The organism is Pseudomonas sp. B16(2017) (assembly GCF_002113205.1).
GTDB lineage: Bacteria > Pseudomonadota > Gammaproteobacteria > Pseudomonadales > Pseudomonadaceae > Aquipseudomonas > Aquipseudomonas pharyngis.
Genome location: NZ_NEKA01000003.1, coordinates 199,786 through 213,982, shown reverse-complemented (window position 1 = coordinate 213,982; position 14,197 = coordinate 199,786). Strand labels below are relative to the sequence as shown.

Here is a 14,197-nt window from a genome sequence, read left to right as displayed (position 1 = left end):
CTTTGACGCAAAAATTGATGACAGTCTCCTTCTCATGAAAGAGTACTGGGGCTGGTTGCAGGAGAGTAAGAAGACGTCGAACGGGATGTAGCTAACTTGTAGGCTACTGCCCAGGTCACGATTCCAAGCTGACCCATGCAAACACAGTGGACAAACTCTACGCCAACTACGGGAGAAAAAACAAGCCCCGCGAAGGCCCCGGTTTTCCTGCGCTTGCTGGCACTTAGTCGATTCACTAGTACGGCTTATACGATTAGCTTGTTCAATTGTTTTCGAACGTTATAAGCCAAGTTCAAATTCGAATCGTATGTAAGTCGAGTGCACTGTTTTATGGCGATTGCGTTACACATTAGTGCACGCATAACGCAATCGCGTTACTTATAGAAACAGTCGATCAACCACGATAGTAGCGTTGTGGAACAAATGGCATTTTGCTTACAAGCAATGGCACCTTTTTCCCACGAACAATTGCCCAAACGGGCGTATCGAGTGCGACGTAGGCGCTGTCCAGGTAACCCATGGCCAACGGGCCGCCCAGGGTCGGGCCGAACCCGCCGCTGCACACGCTGCCGATGATCTCGCCCGCTTCGTTGACGATCTCTGCACCTTCACGGACCGGCGTACGCTCTTGCGGCAGCAGGCCGACGCGTTTGCGCTGAACGCCGTTCTGCTGCTGAGCGAAGACCTGTTCTGCACCCGGGAAACCACCGGCACGCGCACCGTCGGCACGCCGAGGTTTGGAGATTGCCCACAGCAGGCTGGCTTCGATCGGCGTGGTCTCGGTGTTCATGTCGTGGCCGTACAGGCACAGGCCGGCTTCCAGGCGCAGCGAGTCACGGGCGCCAAGGCCGATGGCGGCGACTTCCGGTTCGGCCAGCAGGGCGCGGGCGAGTTTTTCCGCGTCGGCTGCCGGAACCGAGATTTCGAAACCGTCTTCACCGGTGTAGCCCGAACGGCTGACAAAGCAGTCAACGCCCAGCAGCTTCACGCGGGTGAATTGCATGAAAGTCATTTTCGCCACTTCCGGCGCCAGGCGTGCCAGCACGGTCACGGCAGCCGGGCCTTGCAGGGCGAGCAGGGCGCGTTCTTCGAACAGTTGTTCAATCTTGCATTGATCGCCGATGTGTTTTTGCAGATGGGCCAGGTCCTGGTCCTTGCATGCGGCGTTGACCACCAGGAACAGCTCGTCATTGCCGAGGTTGGCGACCATCAGGTCATCGAGGATACCGCCGGTTTCGTTGGTGAACATCGCGTAGCGCTGCATGCCCACCGGCAGGTCGATGATGTCCACCGGCACCAGGGTTTCCAGGGCTTTGGCGGCATTGGCGCCGGTCAGGCGGATCTGGCCCATGTGCGAGACATCGAACAGCCCGGCCTGCTCACGGGTGTGCTGGTGTTCCTTCATCACGCCCAGCGGGTATTGCACCGGCATGTCGTAGCCGGCGAACGGCACCATGCGGGCGCCGAGTTCGAGGTGCAGAGCGTGCAGCGGGGTTTTCGACAGTTGTTCGGTGGACATGCGTGACTCCTTGATTCACACCAACCCTCTCCCGGAGGGAGAGGGGGCCAGTTTTGTGTTCTCTCCTAAAGGGAGAGCGAGTTTATGGCGCGATCAGCACTCGATAATGTTGACCGCCAGACCGCCACGGGCGGTCTCCTTGTATTTGCTTTTCATGTCGGCGCCGGTCTGGCGCATGGTGCGGATGACCTTGTCGAGGGAGACGAAGTGCTGCCCGTCTCCGCGCATGGCCATGCGCACGGCGTTGATCGCCTTGACCGAGCCCATGGCGTTGCGCTCGATGCACGGCACCTGCACCAGCCCGCCGATCGGATCGCAGGTCAGGCCGAGGTTGTGTTCCATGCCGATTTCAGCGGCGTTTTCCACTTGCTGCACGCTGCCGCCGAGGACTTCGCACAGCGCGCCGGCCGCCATCGAGCAGGCCACGCCGACTTCGCCCTGACAGCCGACTTCTGCGCCGGAAATCGAGGCATTTTCTTTGTACAGAATGCCGATGGCCGCCGCGGTCAGCAGAAAACGCACCACGCCGTCATCGTTCGCGCCGGGAATAAAGCGCATGTAGTAATGCAGCACCGCAGGAATGATCCCCGCTGCGCCATTGGTCGGTGCCGTGACTACGCGCCCGCCGTTGGCGTTTTCTTCGTTGACGGCGAGGGCGTAGAGATTGACCCAGTCCAGCACCGACAGCGGATCGCGCAGCGACGACTCCGGGTTCTTGCACAGTTGCCGGTGCAGCGCCGCCGCCCGCCGCTTGACCTTCAGACCACCTGGCAGGATGCCTTCGTTGCGACAGCCGGCGGCCACGCAGTCCTGCATCACTTGCCAGATTTTCAGCAGACCGGCGCGGGTTTCCGCTTCCGGGCGCCAGGCGCTTTCGTTGGTCAGCATCACCTGGCTGATCGGCAGACCATAGGTGGCGCAGTGACCGAGCAAGTCCTTGGCACTCTTGAACGGGAAGGTCAGCGGGGTGGCGTCTTCGACGATACGGTCGGCGCCAGCCGCATCTTCGTCGACCACGAAACCACCGCCGACCGAGTAGTACTCGCGGCTGCGGATCTGCAATCCCGCCGCATCGAAGGCACGGAAGATCATGCCGTTGGGGTGATAGGCCAACGGTTTGCGGATCATTGCCAGGTGTTCTTTCTCGTTGAACGCAATGCTGTGTTCACCGAGCAGGTTCAAACGCCCGTTGCCACGAATCTCCGAGAGACGGGCGGCGACGGTTTCGGTATCCACGGTGTCCGGGTGTTCACCTTCCAGGCCCAGCAGCACGGCCTTGTCGCTGCCGTGGCCCTTGCCGGTGGCGCCGAGGGATCCGTACAACTCGACCCTGACGCTGGTGGTGGCCGACAACAGGTTTTCCCGGCGCAGGCCTTCGACGAAGCGCGCAGCTGCGCGCATCGGGCCGACGGTGTGGGAGCTGGAGGGGCCGATGCCAATCTTGAACAGGTCGAACACGCTTAACGACATGAGTTGTTCTCCGGTTTCTTGTTATAGGAATTGGCGGAATATCAGGCTTGATGCATTTCCTTGTGGGAGCGGGCTTGCTCGCGAATGCGGTGAATCAGTCGCCATCAATGTTGCCTGACACACCGCATTCGCGAGCAAGCCCGCTCCCACAGGGGGATCTGTGGTGATGCTGAAATCGGGGCAGGTAAACCTGCCCCCCTATTCGTTTAAGCGTAGCTTTCGATCGACGGGCAGGCGCAGACCAGGTTGCGGTCGCCGAACACGTTGTCGACGCGACCGACCGGCGGCCAGTACTTGCCTTCGATCAACGACGCCACCGGGTACACCGCTTGTTCGCGGCTGTACGGGTGAGTCCACTCGCCAACCAGTTCCGCTGCGGTGTGCGGAGCGTTCTTCAGTGGGTTGTCGTCCTTGTCGAGCGTGCCGTTTTCCACCGCGCGGATTTCTTCGCGGATGCGGATCATGGCGTCGCAGAAGCGGTCCAGTTCTTCCTTGGATTCGCTTTCGGTCGGCTCGATCATCAGCGTGCCGGCCACCGGGAACGACATGGTCGGGGCGTGGAAGCCGAAGTCGATCAGACGCTTGGCGACGTCATCGACGCTGATGCCGCTGCTGTCTTTCAGCGGGCGCAGATCCAGGATGCACTCGTGCGCCACCAGACCGTTGCTGCCGGTGTACAGCACTGGGTAGTGCTCTTCCAGGCGACGGGAAATGTAGTTGGCATTGAGGATTGCCAGCTGCGAAGCGCGCTTCAGACCGGCGCCACCCATCATGCGAATGTACATCCAGGTGATCGGCAGAATGCTCGCGCTGCCGAACGGTGCTGCGCAGACCGCGCCTTCCTTGCGTTCCATGTGGCCATGGCCCGGCAGGAACGGAGTCAGGTGCGATTTCACGCCGATCGGGCCGACGCCCGGACCACCACCGCCGTGCGGGATGCAGAAAGTCTTGTGCAGGTTCAGGTGCGAGACGTCGCCGCCGAACTTGCCCGGTGCACAGAGGCCGACCATCGCGTTCATGTTGGCGCCGTCGATGTACACCTGGCCGGCGTTGTCATGAATGATGCCGCAGATTTCGCGGATGCCTTCTTCGAACACGCCGTGGGTCGACGGGTAAGTGATCATCAGCGCCGCGAGGTGTTCGCGGTGCTCGATGGCCTTGGCGCGCAGGTCTTCGATGTCCACGTTGCCACGGGCGTCGCACGCGGTCACGACCACACGCATGCCGGCCATGTTGGCGGTCGCCGGGTTGGTGCCGTGGGCGGACGACGGGATCAGGCAGATGTCGCGACGGTCTTCGCCACGGCTCTGGTGATAGGCGCGAATCGCCAGCAGACCTGCGTACTCACCCTGGGAACCAGCATTCGGTTGCAGCGAGATCGAGTCGTAACCGGTGGCGGCGCAGAGCATCGCTTCCAGTTCGTCGGTCAGTTGCTGGTAACCAACGCTTTGCTCGGCCGGGGCGAACGGGTGCAGGGCGCCGAATTCGGCCCAGGTCACCGGGATCATTTCGCTGGCGGCGTTGAGTTTCATGGTGCACGAGCCCAGCGGAATCATGGTGCGATCCAGTGCCAGGTCCTTGTCCGCCAGTTTGCGCAGGTAGCGCATCAGCTCGGTTTCCGAGTGATAGCGGTTGAACACCGGGTGGCTGAGGATCGGCGACTGACGCACCAGTGCGGCTGGAATGGTGCTTTGCGCGGCAGCGGCCAGAGCAGCGAAATCCGGCAGGGTCTTGCCGTCGGCGAACAGGCCCCACAGGGTTTCGATGTCGGCCTGGGTGGTGGTTTCGTCGACCGACAGGCCCAGACGCTGGGCATCGATCACACGCAGGTTGATCTGTTGAGCGCGAGCCTTGTCATGCAGCGCGGCGGTTTGTGCGCCGGTGGCCAGGGTCAGGGTGTCGAAGAAGCTGGTTTGCTCGACGGTCACGCCCAGTGCGCTCAGGCCCTTGGCCAGAATCGCGGTCAGGTGATGCACACGGTTGGCGATCTGGGTCAGGCCTTTCGGGCCGTGGTAGACGGCGTACATGCTGGCGATGTTGGCCAGCAGCACTTGTGCGGTGCAGATGTTCGACGTGGCTTTCTCGCGGCGGATGTGTTGCTCGCGGGTCTGCATCGCCAGACGCAGGGCCGGTTTGCCGAAGCGGTCAACCGAGACACCGACCAGACGGCCGGGCATGTCGCGCTTGAACGCATCTTTGGTGGAGAAGTAAGCCGCGTGTGGGCCACCGAAGCCCAGCGGCACACCGAAGCGTTGCGCGCTGCCGATGGCCACGTCGGCGCCGAATTCGCCCGGCGGGGTCAGCAGTGTCAGGGCCAGCAGGTCAGCGGCTACGGCCACCAGGGCGTTGGCAGCGTGGAAGCGTTCGGTCAGTTCGCGGTAGTCGAACACATCACCGTTGCTGGCCGGGTATTGCAGCAGTGCGCCGAAGAACGGCGTCACGTCGGTCAGCTCACGCTCATCGCCCACGACCACGTCGATGCCCAGTGGCTCGGCACGGGTGCGCAGCACGTCGAGGGTTTGCGGGTGGCTGTGGATCGAGGCGAAGAACTGGTGGCTGCCCTTGTTCTTGCTCAGGCGTTTGCAGAAGGTCATGGCTTCGGCAGCGGCGGTGGCTTCGTCGAGCAGGGAGGCGTTGGCGATCGGCAGGCCGGTAAGGTCGCTGATCAGGGTCTGGAAATTCAGCAGCGCTTCGAGACGGCCCTGAGAGATTTCCGGCTGGTACGGGGTGTAGGCGGTGTACCAGGCCGGGTTTTCCAGCAGGTTGCGCAGGATCGGCGATGGCGTGTGGCAGTTGTAGTAACCCTGGCCGATGTAGGTCTTGAACAGTTGGTTCTTGCCGGCGATGCCTTTGATCATTGCCAGGGCATCGGCTTCGCTCAGGCCGTCGTCGAGGCCGAGCACGCTGGTGCCCTTGATGCTTTCCGGGATGACGCTGGCGCTCAGGGCTTCGAGCGAGTCGAAGCCGAGGCTGTTGAGCATGGCTTGCTCGTCACCGGCGCGCGGGCCGATGTGACGGGCGATGAATTCGTTGGCGGTGCCGAGATTTACTTGGGTCATGTCAGGTTCCTCAGGCTTCGGCTTGGGCTTTGATCAGACGGTCGTAGGCGTCCTGATCCAGCAGCTTGGCGACGGCCGAAGCGTCGGCCGGCTTGAAGCGGAAGAACCAGCCTTCGCCCAGCGGATCTTCGTTGACCAGCTCAGGGCTGTCTTCCAGGGCCGGGTTGGTGGCCAGGACTTCACCGTCCAGCGGCATGTAAACGCCGCTGGCGGCTTTTACCGATTCCACGGTGGCGGCTTCGGCGCCTTTGTCGTACGCCTGCAATTCAGGCAGTTGCACGAACACCACGTCGCCCAGGGCGTTCTGCGCGAAAGCGGTGATGCCAACGGTGACAGAACCATCGGCTTCGGCGCGCAGCCATTCGTGATCTTCAGTAAAACGCAACTCGCTCATGGAATCTCCTAGGGGCCAGACTCGTCTGGTGGACGCGGTGGAATACTCGGGCGGCAATGCCCTGATTTTATGAACGGTTGCTTAGCAAGAACGCGGCCAACGTAAAAATATCGTTATAAATCAATTAGTTGATATTTATTTGCTAGGCTTTGAGGGGAAGGTGTGTAGCGAAATCGCTACAGCTTGGGGCGAAGAAAAAAGCTGAAGCGGATCAAAGCCTTGCACAGCGGTGATCGGAGGAGTGTGTATCGATATCGTTCCGGTGTAGCGCTTTCAGTACAGATGGAGGTCGCTTTTGAACGGATTTTTAATTCACCACATGACCCCCTGTGGGAGCGGGCTTGCTCGCGAAGGCGTTAGATCAGTCGACATCAATGTTGAATGACACACCGCATTCGCGAGCAAGCCCGCTCCCACATTTTTGACCGAGTCCGGTTCAGGGTTTGTTGGGGATGCCGTACTTGCGCAGCCGATGCGCGATTGCGGTGTGCGAGGTCTGCAGGCGGCTGGCCAGTTGGCGGGTCGAGGGGTAGCTGACGTAGAGCTTTTCCAGCAGCGATTTCTCGAAGGCTTCAACGGCTTCTTCGAGGCTGTCGACGTCGGTGTCGGTCTGGCGTGCCACGGAGGTGCCGGCGATGTCGAGGTCGCCGATGTCCACCAGGCTGCTTTCGCAGATCGCGGCGGCGCGGAAGATCACGTTCTGCAATTGCCGCACGTTGCCCGGCCAGCGGTTGCCGAGCAGCGCCGGGTAAGTGCCCGGGGCGAGGCGGCAGACCGGGCGCTGGATCTGCGCGCAGGCCTGCTGCATGAAATAGCGCGCCAGCAACAGAATGTCCTGACCGCGTTCGCGCAGTGGCGGCACTTCGACGTTGAGCACGTTGAGGCGGTAGAACAGGTCTTCGCGGAACAGGCCTTCGCTGACCATTTTCTCCAGGTCGCGGTGGGTCGCGCTGAGAATCCGCACGTTGACCTTTACCTCACGATCGCCGCCGACCCGACGGAAGCTGCCGTCATTGAGAAAACGCAGCAGCTTGGCCTGCAAGTACGGTGACATCTCGCCTATCTCGTCGAGGAACACCGTGCCCTGGTTGGCCAGCTCCATCAGCCCCGGTTTGCCGCCGCGTTGTGCGCCGGTGAAGGCGCCGGGGGCGTAGCCGAATAGCTCGCTCTCGGCGAGGTTCTCCGGCAGGGCCGCGCAGTTCAGTGCGAGGAAGGGCGCGTTGTGTCGGGCGCTGATGGCGTGACAGGCGCGGGCCACCAGTTCCTTGCCGGTGCCGGTTTCACCCTGGATCAACAGCGGCGCATCGAGGGCCGCTACCCGTTGGGCGCGGGCCTTGAGGGTGCGGATTGGCGGCGATTCACCGAGCAGCGCATCGAAACCTTCGGCATGGTCGTGATGCAGCGCCGACAGTTGTTCGCCGATGCGGTTGGGTTGATACAGCGTGAGCAGGGCGCCGGCGTCGGTGATTGGCGTGGCATCCAGCAACAGCGTCTGGCCGTTGACGGTGATTTCCCGCAGCGGCAGACGGAAGCCTTGTTCGAGCAGGGTTTCGAGCAGGCCCGGATCGTTGAACAGTTCCGAAACGCTTTCACCCGCCGGCTCACGGCCGTACAGGGCGATCAGTGCCGGGTTGGCCAGCAGCACCTTGCCGGCGCTGTCCAGCGCCAGTACCGGATCGGTCATTGCCGCGAGCAATGCGTCGAGCTGCAAGTGCCGGCGCTGGCCGGGGAGGATGTCGACCACGGTCACTGCTTCTACACCACGCACGCGAAACAGCGCATCTTTCAGTTCTTCGAGCACTTGCGGGCTCAGGGTCGGGGCGTCGATGTAGACGTTGGGCGGGATCATCTCCACTGCATCCAGATTGAGATTGCGCCCGCCGAGGATAGCCAGGACTTCCTGGGTGATGCCGACGCGGTCGATGAAGCTGACGTGGATACGCATGGGGCGGTTCTGGGTTCTGGAGTGCGGAGGGGGGCAAGTATGCCTTGGGGCGGGGAAATGGTGAAATCCGCGTCCTGCGCTGATCGTTCCCACGCGGACGGTTCGACGCCTCGACGTGGGAACGATCAGTAGAAAGGGGTTACTCGAAATGCTCCGGATTGACCGGATCCCCGGACTGCATATTCAGCTGCTTGCGGATGTCCTCAAACATCAGGTCGTAATGCTTGTGCACCGAGCCGATCTGGCTGTGGCTCTTGGGAATGCCGTACTTTTCGGCAATCTGCGTCACGTTGCGAGCGAAGTTGTAGGCTTCCTCCTTGGGCAGAAAGAACGGTTCGTTGACCTCTTTGCCCTGCATGCTGCCATGCAGGGTGAACTGTATCCCTTTGCCTTTCTGAGGGTCGGTGAACACTTCATAGTCGAGGTGCACGTTGTAATTGACGTCGTCGTCAGTCAACGCGTGCCGCTCGATATGCAAATGACCGGGTTCGAACTGGGCCATGGGTTTCTCCTTTCAAGGCATGGGAGAAGGGCAGACCTGAGGTCTGCCCCCGGAGTTTCTTTTTATCGGTAGGTGATGCCCGGCGCTGCTGTGCTGACCCGCGTACCGGCGGTGCCCTGGACGATGGCTTCGATGTCCGAGAGCGAACCGATCACCGCGACCTTGCCAGTATGGCGCGCGAATTCACAGGCTGCCTGCACCTTCGGCCCCATGGAGCCGGCGGCGAAGCCCAGGCGTTCGAGTTCGTCCGGGTGGGCCTGGGCGATGGCTTTCTCGGTGGGTTTCTTGAAGTCGATATACGCGGCGTTGACGTCCGTGGCGATCACCAGCAAATCCGCCTCCAGCTGTTCGGCCAGCAGTGCCGAGCACAGATCCTTGTCGATCACCGCTTCAATGCCTTTGAGATTGCGCTTCTCGTCGTACATGGTCGGAATCCCGCCACCGCCGGCGCAGATCACGATGCTGCCCTTGTCCAGCAGCCACTTGATCGGGCGGATTTCGAAGATGCGTTTGGGCCGTGGGCTGGCCACCACGCGGCGGAACTTGTCGCCGTCCGGGGCGATGGCCCAGCCTTTTTCAGCGGCGAGTTTTTCTGCTTCGGCCTTCTCGTAGACCGGGCCGATCGGTTTGGTCGGGTTCTTGAAGGCCGGGTCGTTGGCGTCGACTTCGACCTGGGTGAGCAGGGTCGCGAACGGGACTTCGAAGTCCAGCAGGTTGCCCAGTTCCTGTTCGATGATGTAGCCGATCATGCCTTCGGTTTCGGCACCGAGCACGTCCAGCGGGTAAGGGGTGACGGAGGTGTAGGCCGCTGCCTGCAACGACAGCAGGCCGACTTGCGGACCATTGCCGTGGGCGATGACCAGTTGATTGCCGGGATGGATCTTGGCGATTTGCTCGGTGGCGATGCGGATGTTGGCGCGCTGGTTGTCAGCGGTCATCGGCTCGCCACGGCGGAGCAGGGCGTTACCGCCCAGGGCTACGACGATACGCATGGTGCATGTCCTTCTTGTACAGAGGAATGGCAAACGACTCGTGTCCATGTTGAAACCAGGATCCTTTGTGGGAGCGGGCTTGCTCGCGAAGGCGTCAGATCAGTAGACATCACTGTTGAATGACACTCCGCTTTCGCGAGCAAGCCCGCTCCCACATGGGGAGGCGGTTCCCTCAGTGGGTTACAGATCAGCCAAAGTCGACACCAGAATCGCCTTGATGGTGTGCATGCGGTTTTCCGCTTGCTCGAAGGCGATGCAGGCTGGCGACTCGAACACGTCGTCGGTCACTTCGATGCCGTTTTTCAGGTGCGGATACTGTTCGGCGATCTGTTTGCCGACCTTGGTATCGCTGTTGTGGAACGCCGGCAGGCAGTGCATGAACTTGGTGCGCGGGTTGCCGGTGGCTTTCATCAGCTCGGCGTTGACCTGATACGGCAGCAGTTGCTGGATACGCTCGGCCCAGGCTTCCACCGGCTCGCCCATCGATACCCAGACGTCGGTGTGGATGAAGTCGACGCCTTTGACCGCCGCTTTCGGATCTTCGGTGAGGGTGATGCGGGCGCCGCTTTCCTCTGCGTATTTTTTGCAGCGATCCACCAGGTCGTCGTGCGGCCACAGGGCCTTCGGCGCGCAGATGCGCACGTCCATGCCGAGTTTGGAGCCCACCAGCAGCAGCGAATTGCCCATGTTGTTACGCGCGTCGCCCAGGTAGGCGTAGCTGATCTCGTGGATCGGCTTGTCGGCGTGCTCACGCATGGTCAGCACGTCGGCGATCATCTGGGTCGGGTGATATTCATCGGTCAGGCCGTTGAACACCGGCACGCCGGCGAACTTGGCCAGTTCTTCGACGATTTCCTGCTTGAAGCCACGGTACTCGATGGCGTCGTACATGCGACCCAGCACGCGGGCGGTGTCCTTCATGCTTTCCTTGTGGCCGATCTGCGAGGAATTCGGATCGATGTAGGTGACGTTGGCGCCCTGGTCATAAGCGGCGACTTCGAACGCGCAACGGGTGCGGGTCGAGGTTTTTTCGAAGATCAGGGCGATGTTGTTGCCCTTCAGGTGTTGCTGCTCGGTGCCGGTGTATTTGGCGCGCTTGAGGTCGCGGGACAGGTCTAGCAGGTAACGCAGCTCGCGTGGGGTGTGGTGTTCCAGGCTGAGCAGGTTACGGTTGTGAATGTTGAACGCCATGATGATTCTCCTTGGATTCGGTAATCGGCCCGGCCACTACGGGATAGGTGCGGCCGGGGAGATGGTCGTTTAGTAATCGATAGGGTCGCGGATGATCGGGCAAGTCATGCAGTGGCCGCCGCCGCGGCCACGACCGAGTTCGCCGGCGCTGATGGTGATGACCTCCACGCCCGCCTTGCGCAGCAGGGTGTTGGTGTAGGTGTTGCGGTCGTAGCCGATGACCACGCCCGGCTCCACGGCCACCACGTTGTTGCCGTCGTCCCATTGCTCGCGTTCGGCGGCGAAGCTGTTGCCGCCGGTTTCGACGACGCGCAGTTTCGGCAGGTTGAGGGCTTTGGCCACGACGTCGAGGAACGTGCCTTCTTCGCGACGGATGTCGATGCCGCCCTGTTTGCTTTCGTCAGGGCGCAGGGTGAAGGCGACGATCTGGTTGACCACTTCCGGGAAGATCGTGACGAGGTCGCGGTCGCAGAAGCTGAACACGGTATCCAGGTGCATCGCGGCGCGGGACTTCGGCAGGCCGGCAACGATGACTTTTTCCACGGCTTTGTTCTTGAACAGGTTCAGCGCCAGTTGGCCGATGGCCTGACGCGACGAGCGCTCGCCCATACCGATCAGCACCACGCCGTTGCCGATCGGCATCACGTCGCCGCCTTCGAGGGTCGAGCTGCCGTGATCCTTGTCCGGATCGCCGTACCAGATTTCGAAATCGGCGTTGGTGAATTGCGGATGGAATTTGTAGATGGCGGTGGTCAGCAGGGTTTCCTGACGACGCGCCGGCCAGTACATCGGGTTCAGCGTCACGCCACCGTAGATCCAGCAGGTGGTGTCGCGGGTGAACTGAGTGTTCGGCAGCGGCGGCAGAATGAAACTGGAGTGGCCGAGGAAGTCGCGGAACATCTGGATGGTCTTGCCACCGAAGCTGTCCGGCAGGTCATCGGCGGACACACCGCCAATCAGGAATTCGGCGATGTGTCGCGGCTCCAGGCTTTTCAGCCAGGATTTGACTTCGTTGATCAGGCCCAGGCCCACCGAATCGGCGGTGACCTTGCGTTCGAGGATCCAGTCCAGCGCTTCAGGGATGGCGACGATGTCGGTCAGCAGGTTGTGCATTTCCAGCACGTCGATCCCGCGCTCACGCATCTTGGTCACGAAGTCGAAGTGGTCGCGCTTGGCCTGGGCGACCCACAGCACGTCGTCGAACAGCAGTTCATCGCAGTTGTTCGGGGTCAGCCGCTGATGGGCCAGACCTGGGGAGCAAACCATGACTTTGCGCAGTTTGCCGGCTTCGGAATGGACGCCGTACTTGACTTTTTCCGTGGTCATTTCAGTGATCCTCCAGAGTGAAAACGTTGGGCAATTACAGAGTCAGGAAGCCGTCATACAGTCCGTAGGCGGCCACGAGGGCGCCCACGACCACTGCGGCGAAAATCAGCTTCTCGACGTTGGTGAAAACCGGTTGTTTGAGTTCGAGCTTGGCCTTGGCGAACAGGATCGCGCCGGGGGCATAGAGCAGGGCCGACAGCAGCAGGTACTTCACGCCACCGGCGTAGAGCAGCCACACCGCATAGATCAGGGCTATGCCGCCGATGATCAGGTCCTTGCGCCGTTCGGCCGCGAAGCCTTCGTAGCTTTCGCCGCGCACCGCCAGCAGCAGGGCGTAGGCCGCCGACCACAGGTACGGCACCAGAATCATCGAAGTGGCGAGGTAGATCAGCGACAGGTAAGTGCTGGCCGAAAACAGAGTGATGATCAGGAACAGCTGCACCATCGCGTTGGTCAGCCACAGGGCGTTGACCGGCACGTGGTTGGCGTTCTCCTTGCGCAGGAACTCCGGCATGGTGTGGTCCTTGGCGGCGGCGAACATGATCTCCGCACACAGCAGCACCCACGACAGCAGCGCCCCCAGCAGCGAGATGATCAGACCGACGCTGATCAGCACCGCGCCCCAGTGACCGACCACATGCTCCAGCACCGCGGCCATCGACGGGTTCTGCAGTTTGGCCAGTTCCGGCTGGGTCATGATGCCCAGCGACAACACGTTCACCAGCACCAGGAACAGCAGCACGGTGATGAAACCGATCACGGTCGCCTTGCCGACGTCCGAACGTTTTTCCGCCCGGGCCGAGAAGATGCTCGCGCCTTCGATGCCGATGAACACCCACACGGTGACCAGCATCATGTTGCGCACCTGGTTCATCACGCTGCCCAGATCCGGGTTTTTCACGCCCCAGATGTCAGCGGTGAAGATGTCCAGTTTGAAGGCGAAGATCGCGATCAGCACGAACAGCAGCAGCGGCACGACCTTGGCGACGGTGGTCACCAGGTTGATGAACGCCGCCTCCTTGATCCCGCGCAGCACCAGAAAGTGCACGCCCCACAACAGCACAGAGGCGCCGATCACAGCAGCAACGGTGTTGCCTTCCCCAAAAACCGGAAAGAAATACCCGAGGGTGCTGAACAGCAGAACGAAGTAACCGACGTTGCCCAGCCAGGCACTGATCCAGTAACCCCAGGCCGAGGAGAAACCCATGTAATCGCCGAAACCGGCCTTGGCGTAGGCGTAGACACCGCCGTCCAGGTCAGGCTTGCGATTGGCGAGGGTTTGAAAGACGAAAGCGAGGGTGAGCATGCCGACAGCGGTGATGGCCCAGCCGATCAGTACCGCGCCGACGTCGGCACTGGCGGCCATGTTTTGTGGCAAAGAGAATATCCCGCCACCGATCATTGAGCCGACTACCAATGCAACCAGTGCACCTAGTCGCAGTTTTCCGGGAGCTTCAGACATTGCATGACTCCATTGCAGGAGAGAAGAGTTCACAGCGTAGTTCTGTTAGCTATTCAAACAGCTGACTTAGATCAGTGCATGGTCACATTCCATTGTTAATGAATGACTTATGAAACGTCTGATGGCATAAGGCTTCTGCCTGTAAGGCCTGTCCCAGAGGCTTTTGGCATATTTAGTTGGGAACTTTTCCTATTACTTTCGAGTTATCACGCTAGTCCGTTTTCAAGGTTTGGCAAATTTTTCGCCTCTGTTTTCAGTACAGAATCGAATTATCAGGATTCGCACACAAAACTGCCTATCCGTGCTACGCATTAGTGCCATCCGCTATATATAAAAA

10 protein-coding genes and 1 pseudogene are annotated in these 14,197 nt (G+C 60.9%); 1 reads left to right on the top strand and 10 read right to left on the bottom strand.

Annotation, left to right across the window (positions count from 1 at the left end; genetic code table 11):
- Positions 1-394 precede the first annotated feature (394 nt).
- The 4 genes from gcvT to gcvH form a co-directional block, all read right to left on the bottom strand.
- Positions 395-1,519, bottom strand: a complete 1,125-nt coding sequence (gene gcvT, locus CAG25_RS06265; RefSeq protein WP_085610804.1) for a glycine cleavage system aminomethyltransferase GcvT — start codon at positions 1,517-1,519, stop codon at positions 395-397.
- Between the two features lie 93 nt (positions 1,520-1,612).
- Entirely contained in the window at positions 1,613-2,989 is a 1,377-nt protein-coding gene (locus CAG25_RS06260; RefSeq protein WP_085610803.1) for an L-serine ammonia-lyase, read from the bottom strand.
- A gap of 206 nt (positions 2,990-3,195) precedes the next feature.
- On the bottom strand, positions 3,196-6,048 hold the full coding sequence (gene gcvP, locus CAG25_RS06255; RefSeq protein WP_085610802.1) for an aminomethyl-transferring glycine dehydrogenase: 2,853 nt from the start codon (positions 6,046-6,048) through the stop codon (positions 3,196-3,198).
- 10 nt (positions 6,049-6,058) lie between these two features.
- Complete coding sequence (gene gcvH, locus CAG25_RS06250; RefSeq protein WP_074688335.1) at positions 6,059-6,442, bottom strand: glycine cleavage system protein GcvH; 384 nt, start codon at positions 6,440-6,442, stop codon at positions 6,059-6,061.
- 329 nt (positions 6,443-6,771) lie between these two features.
- Here gcvH and CAG25_RS28780 point away from each other — a divergent pair.
- A pseudogene (locus CAG25_RS28780) lies at positions 6,772-6,858 on the top strand (metal ABC transporter ATP-binding protein); the annotation flags it as partial.
- Between the two features lie 20 nt (positions 6,859-6,878).
- Here CAG25_RS28780 and CAG25_RS06245 read toward each other — a convergent pair.
- The 6 genes from CAG25_RS06245 to arcD form a co-directional block, all read right to left on the bottom strand.
- A complete protein-coding gene (locus CAG25_RS06245; RefSeq protein WP_064598978.1) occupies positions 6,879-8,387 on the bottom strand; it encodes a sigma-54-dependent transcriptional regulator in 1,509 nt (502 codons plus the stop codon).
- Positions 8,388-8,526: 139 nt separating this feature from the next.
- On the bottom strand, positions 8,527-8,889 hold the full coding sequence (locus CAG25_RS06240) for a DUF5064 family protein (protein ID WP_039766036.1): 363 nt from the start codon (positions 8,887-8,889) through the stop codon (positions 8,527-8,529).
- A gap of 62 nt (positions 8,890-8,951) precedes the next feature.
- Entirely contained in the window at positions 8,952-9,881 is a 930-nt protein-coding gene (gene arcC / locus CAG25_RS06235) for a carbamate kinase (RefSeq protein ID WP_085610801.1), read from the bottom strand.
- A gap of 180 nt (positions 9,882-10,061) precedes the next feature.
- Positions 10,062-11,072 (bottom strand): ornithine carbamoyltransferase, encoded by a 1,011-nt coding sequence (locus CAG25_RS06230; RefSeq protein ID WP_039766039.1) that lies wholly within the window; start codon positions 11,070-11,072, stop codon positions 10,062-10,064.
- 69 nt (positions 11,073-11,141) lie between these two features.
- A complete protein-coding gene (arcA, locus tag CAG25_RS06225; RefSeq protein WP_064598972.1) occupies positions 11,142-12,398 on the bottom strand; it encodes an arginine deiminase in 1,257 nt (418 codons plus the stop codon).
- A 34-nt stretch (positions 12,399-12,432) separates the two neighbouring features.
- Positions 12,433-13,860, bottom strand: coding sequence for an arginine-ornithine antiporter (gene arcD, locus CAG25_RS06220; RefSeq protein WP_039766045.1), 1,428 nt, complete (start codon positions 13,858-13,860; stop codon positions 12,433-12,435).
- Positions 13,861-14,197: the final 337 nt, after the last annotated feature.

Coding starts and splice junctions, on each gene's coding strand:
- gcvT (WP_085610804.1), bottom strand. CDS start 1,519: ATGTCCACCGAACAACTGTCGAAAACCCCGCTGCACGCTCTGCACCTC.
- CAG25_RS06260 (WP_085610803.1), bottom strand. CDS start 2,989: ATGTCGTTAAGCGTGTTCGACCTGTTCAAGATTGGCATCGGCCCCTCC.
- gcvP (WP_085610802.1), bottom strand. CDS start 6,048: ATGACCCAAGTAAATCTCGGCACCGCCAACGAATTCATCGCCCGTCAC.
- gcvH (WP_074688335.1), bottom strand. CDS start 6,442: ATGAGCGAGTTGCGTTTTACTGAAGATCACGAATGGCTGCGCGCCGAA.
- CAG25_RS06245 (WP_064598978.1), bottom strand. CDS start 8,387: ATGCGTATCCACGTCAGCTTCATCGACCGCGTCGGCATCACCCAGGAA.
- CAG25_RS06240 (WP_039766036.1), bottom strand. CDS start 8,889: ATGGCCCAGTTCGAACCCGGTCATTTGCATATCGAGCGGCACGCGTTG.
- arcC (WP_085610801.1), bottom strand. CDS start 9,881: ATGCGTATCGTCGTAGCCCTGGGCGGTAACGCCCTGCTCCGCCGTGGC.
- CAG25_RS06230 (WP_039766039.1), bottom strand. CDS start 11,072: ATGGCGTTCAACATTCACAACCGTAACCTGCTCAGCCTGGAACACCAC.
- arcA (WP_064598972.1), bottom strand. CDS start 12,398: ATGACCACGGAAAAAGTCAAGTACGGCGTCCATTCCGAAGCCGGCAAA.
- arcD (WP_039766045.1), bottom strand. CDS start 13,860: ATGTCTGAAGCTCCCGGAAAACTGCGACTAGGTGCACTGGTTGCATTG.